Genomic DNA, 4305 nt, shown 5'->3' with positions numbered 1-4305 from the left:
TGGCTGATTGAGAAAATAAAGCCAGGAAAAATAAAATGGAATGACCTTTAGGGTGTCGACGAGCGTTACTACAACAGCGCAAGCGCATCACTTTTTCTGACTGGCCTTCTTACCAGTCTTTTTGGCGGCGGTCTTCGTCTTGCCCTCCGAATGACAACGCTTACACTCGGTAACAGGAAAAGCAACACTGCCATGACAGACGCCACATTTCTGACCCAGCATAATCTCCGCCATGCTCATAGGATTGCCACCTTTTTTCGGCATAAAGATGGCGTCATGGCAATTGGAGCAATCCAGGATTTCCGTATGTTGTTTGTGTGGAAACGCAACATTCGGCATACTGCCCTTCACTTCCATAACAATATTCATGTCCATCGGCATTGGTTGCGTTTTGGGATTACGATAATCGTACAGGGGCTTAATCTGTCCTTTTTGAAAGGACTTCACCCAATCCACGTAATTACCGCCCGTACTCCTGGTGAGCGGTTTGAATGCAACCGAAGGTTGTTGTAATAACTTGAGGCCAGGCACTTCGGGATCATGAACATCATCCGATTCCAGTGAAGTATCACGCTCTTTGGGTGGTACGAATAAACGGTTAAAGGTATTGGGGTTCTCTGCAGCAAATGCTGGACCCATCGCAATCATTACCGATAAACACAGTAAAATGACGAAGCAGGACAAGTACGTTCTATTGTTCTTTAACATTTTGCTTTTCAACATTAGTAGTGACCTTCTACTTCTTTTTTGGCTTTATCTTATGTTCTTTAACAACCTGTGTTGGTGTATTCATTTTAGCCGAATGGCACAGGTCACAATTTTCCACTGCCCAGGCCATCTGCCCGTTATGGCAGACGCCACAATATTCTCCATTGACAATCTTGAGCATATTAATTTGATTACCCCCTGCTTTCATTTTAAAACCAAGATCGCTATGACAGGTTTTACAACTGAAGCGTATCCGGTGAAACCAGTGGGGAAAAATGACGGGGCGAATACCGGAGTCGGAGGAATAATTATTTAACACGACGTCGCCGTATTCAGCACGGGCGTCAGGAATATCAGTAACACCAATTAATGCCACAAATATAGTGACTAACGAAAATATTTTTAACTTGATGTGACACCGGGTCATTGCCCAGAACTCCTGTTATTGTTTAAATTGCCAGTTAGATTAGCGCGATTCCGAAGTAAATACGACGTTAATATCCTGTCAATTTGATCTTGATCAAATCACCACCAGCAACAATCGTTCCCTGGCGCTATTTCTTATCCCGACCTCACCCCCTGTACACACTGGTCCTGATTTGTGCAGAAATAGTAACACTAATCCTGTTTCATAAATGCGCGGCAACCTTCCATGCACATTCCACAATAGGTACTTATTTACCATAAATCGTGTGAGGCGTTAATGTACATAGAAAGACCGCTTCATATAGCCTGCCCCATCCAAACCTTCTCCCTCAAGGGGACCCTTTTCAGTACCCTCGTGAGGGGTAGAAGGGACTCTAGTGGGACAGCAGCGGCTCTGACTCCCTTAATTTGGGGGTCTGCCCCTTGTAACTTATTGTAAAGTATAGAAAATCGAGTTTTCGATATACCGGAATTTTTCGGTGTAACTGGATTAAAAAATGCATTTATACTGTTTTATCAAATGTTAAGCTGACTATTGAATCCCCTCTCAATATTGCCCAGAGTTACAACGATACAAGGTTAATAGCACCCCTGTACTGGCCCCGATGAAAAATGAATGGTTCACTTGGTAAAAAATCCTCCTACGCCATTTTTGTGGTGTTTCTTTTAATAGTCTGGTTAATAGTCGCTAACCTGGAAGACGTTGAAGTCGCTGAAGAGTCTCAAAAACTCAAAGAATCCGCTTCCGAAACCATCAAAGAAGGCAGTCAGAAATTAAAAGAACGCTACATTGATAATGATGAAAATACCTCAGATAAACTCAAAGAGGATGTATTAAAGTTAGGAGAATTATACTTCGAAGGCGTCGAAACTACCGCCGATCTGGTCATGGAAAAATCCGAAGAAGTCGGACAACAATTAATAGACGAAGGCAAGAATATTGTTCAGAAAGTGGGTGATTATGTTGATCCTGAAGAAGTCGTCAAAGTTGGATTCAGTAATGCCATTAATCCGGAAACGCAAGTTGCTGCCAATAAAATAAATTATCTTTTTGCAAAGAGCACTGTAAAAAGTGAAATACTGCAAAAAATGGATATCGAACTCAGTTGTGATCTTTCTACAACATTACCTACCAAAAACGCCAAAAACATTGATGCGGATTATTTGTCGAACTGCAACTATGCACTACACCGTTTCAATCATTCCCAGAGAAGCTGTATCGCCAGTGCCAACAATTCACTGCTACTAAAAAGGTCCGAACTCATTAGCGGGACTATTCAATCCATCTGTGAAAATGCCTGCCAACACAAAAAAGCCTTGGACAGTTGCATTGAAGAGCAAGACAAATACAAAGAGCAAGAGCCAAACCTGACCCAGCAACAAGCAGACGAATTAGCACGCCAGGCAATCAAGATTAACAATGCATCCGCTGAATACCAATGCATTGATAATGACCTGGTGATCTCAGAGCTTGCCAGACTACGCCAGCTCGTCAGGCAGTGTAACAATGATAAAGACTGTGACGTTGAATCTGAAGCATTTAAAGAACATTATGCAGACGAGTCGCAAAGAATCCTGTATTTCTATGATCGCGGGCGGGAAGATTTGTTTGATACCTATGAAGACGATAATTTTGTCGAAGAACATGACACTAATTCATTGTTCAAAACAAAACATGTTTCTCGGGCACTATTAACCACTGGCGTCAAGCAACGGGAACCCGTGGATAATGTCTGTATTCCCGAGCGGAATAAAATCACATTTTTTACCGAGATAAATAATTACGCCAATCATCGCGTAACCCATCGCTGGAAATACAACGATAAAACCCTGTTTGAACTTTCATTTAACGTGCGTGGTCCGCGCTGGCGGGTTTGGACCAGTAAAAATATACCGGTAAAGTCGGTAGGTCCCTGGGTGATTGAAGTGGTCGATGAAGATGGGAATATCCTTGCTCAAAAGCTTTTCTATTATTCCCCATAGTTTTTCCTCGCACATCCTCGTCATTCCTGCGCGATGTGCAGGAAGCACAATTGCCGCGAGAGGCCATGGATGGCCAGAGCGACAAGTTAGTAGCCCGGATGAAATGAAATGAAATCCGGGATATTGCTCTGTTCTATCCCGGATTCCGCAAGCTACATCCGGGCTACCAGCTGAAATCCCACTCCCCGCTCGTCACTCCAGAAAGTGCGAAGCATTTGTCTGGAATCCAGTTTGATATTTTGTAATACCAGGGGATTAATTTAAGATGGGGAACTGTTACAGCTATGATTTGATTTTCTTTAGTTCGGACAATAATTCTGGAACATCATCCACATAAAACCGCCACTCGCGTTCAGACACTGATAGCCTTTCTTTCAATATAAGGTCGTAATTCGGGACGCACGGCTTTCTCTGTTACCAGGTCAACAGAATGCCCCAATTCATCTTCCAGAAGAAACTGCACGCCAAAATATCTTTTTGATGTTGCGGGTCCATCAAATGCAACCACAATATCAATATCGCTGTCTGGTTTCGCTTCATTGCGCACTGTGGAACCAAACAGCGCAAGGCGAATCACGCCAAAGCGTTTCACCAATTCCGGTTTTAGCCTTGTTAGTGTTTTCAAAACTTCTTCTTTATCCATAATACTGTCTACCGTCTACATTCACGCCGCATAGAGATTCACTCTGGATTCTTCAACTGCTTCTAAAAAGTAGGGATTAGTAATCGCCTTTAATTCAACGAGATCAATGTTACGCTCAAACAAAGCTTCTAACTCTGACAGCAATCCAAAATAAGAGTCTGCATGTTCACCAGGCGCCATTTCCTCAAATACAACCAGAAAATCCAGATCGCTTTTCGTCGGATCAAAATCATCACGCGTGACAGAACCAAACACTTCCAGGCGTTGCGCATGGTACTGTTTGCAGAGCGCTACAAGTTGTGGCTGTTTATCCAGGATAATTTTATTCATTGGTTAATTTTAGCTCGAAATTCAGACAGATACCGTCTATTTCAACAATACCTATTAAATACAATATCGGTCTCCATTGTATCCTTTTTAACTATTCTTTCAAGAAGTTACAGTCAGTAGTTAGTAGCCCGGATGAAATAAAATGAAATCCGGGAAATTGCCCTGTTCTATCCCGGATTCCGCAAGCTACATCCGGGCTACCCGTTGAAATCCTA

5 protein-coding genes are annotated in these 4305 nt (G+C 42.7%); 1 reads left to right on the top strand and 4 read right to left on the bottom strand.

Features of this window, described 5'->3' with window-relative positions; genetic code table 11:
- Positions 1 to 87 precede the first annotated feature (87 nt).
- Together ACWVCM_RS08215 and ACWVCM_RS08210 are read right to left on the bottom strand one after the other, a co-directional pair.
- On the bottom strand, positions 88 to 723 hold the full coding sequence (locus tag ACWVCM_RS08215; protein ID WP_455201250.1) for a c(7)-type cytochrome triheme domain-containing protein: 636 nt from the start codon (positions 721 to 723) through the stop codon (positions 88 to 90).
- Between the two features lie 13 nt (positions 724 to 736).
- Positions 737 to 1135: a c(7)-type cytochrome triheme domain-containing protein gene (locus tag ACWVCM_RS08210; RefSeq protein ID WP_455201249.1), complete on the bottom strand. Its 399-nt coding sequence runs from the start codon at positions 1133 to 1135 to the stop codon at positions 737 to 739.
- A gap of 611 nt (positions 1136 to 1746) precedes the next feature.
- Between ACWVCM_RS08210 and ACWVCM_RS08205 the strand changes: the two genes are divergently transcribed.
- Positions 1747 to 3117 (top strand): DUF2914 domain-containing protein, encoded by a 1371-nt coding sequence (locus ACWVCM_RS08205; protein ID WP_455201248.1) that lies wholly within the window; start codon positions 1747 to 1749, stop codon positions 3115 to 3117.
- A 352-nt stretch (positions 3118 to 3469) separates the two neighbouring features.
- Here ACWVCM_RS08205 and ACWVCM_RS08200 read toward each other — a convergent pair whose 3' ends face one another.
- Positions 3470 to 3760, bottom strand: a complete 291-nt coding sequence (locus ACWVCM_RS08200) for a nucleotidyltransferase family protein (protein ID WP_455201247.1) — start codon at positions 3758 to 3760, stop codon at positions 3470 to 3472.
- Between the two features lie 21 nt (positions 3761 to 3781).
- Complete coding sequence (locus ACWVCM_RS08195) at positions 3782 to 4090, bottom strand: nucleotidyltransferase family protein (RefSeq protein ID WP_455201246.1); 309 nt, start codon at positions 4088 to 4090, stop codon at positions 3782 to 3784.
- Positions 4091 to 4305: the final 215 nt, after the last annotated feature.

The sequence above is a fragment of the Kaarinaea lacus genome (assembly GCF_975902315.1).
This window is presented reverse-complemented; position numbering and strand designations above follow the sequence as displayed.

Bases quoted from the DNA above. Each gene is read 5' to 3' on its own strand.
- ACWVCM_RS08215 (WP_455201250.1), bottom strand. From the start codon at position 723: ATGTTGAAAAGCAAAATGTTAAAGAACAATAGAACGTACTTGTCCTGC.
- ACWVCM_RS08210 (WP_455201249.1), bottom strand. From the start codon at position 1,135: ATGACCCGGTGTCACATCAAGTTAAAAATATTTTCGTTAGTCACTATA.
- ACWVCM_RS08205 (WP_455201248.1), top strand. From the start codon at position 1,747: ATGAATGGTTCACTTGGTAAAAAATCCTCCTACGCCATTTTTGTGGTG.
- ACWVCM_RS08200 (WP_455201247.1), bottom strand. From the start codon at position 3,760: ATGGATAAAGAAGAAGTTTTGAAAACACTAACAAGGCTAAAACCGGAA.
- ACWVCM_RS08195 (WP_455201246.1), bottom strand. From the start codon at position 4,090: ATGAATAAAATTATCCTGGATAAACAGCCACAACTTGTAGCGCTCTGC.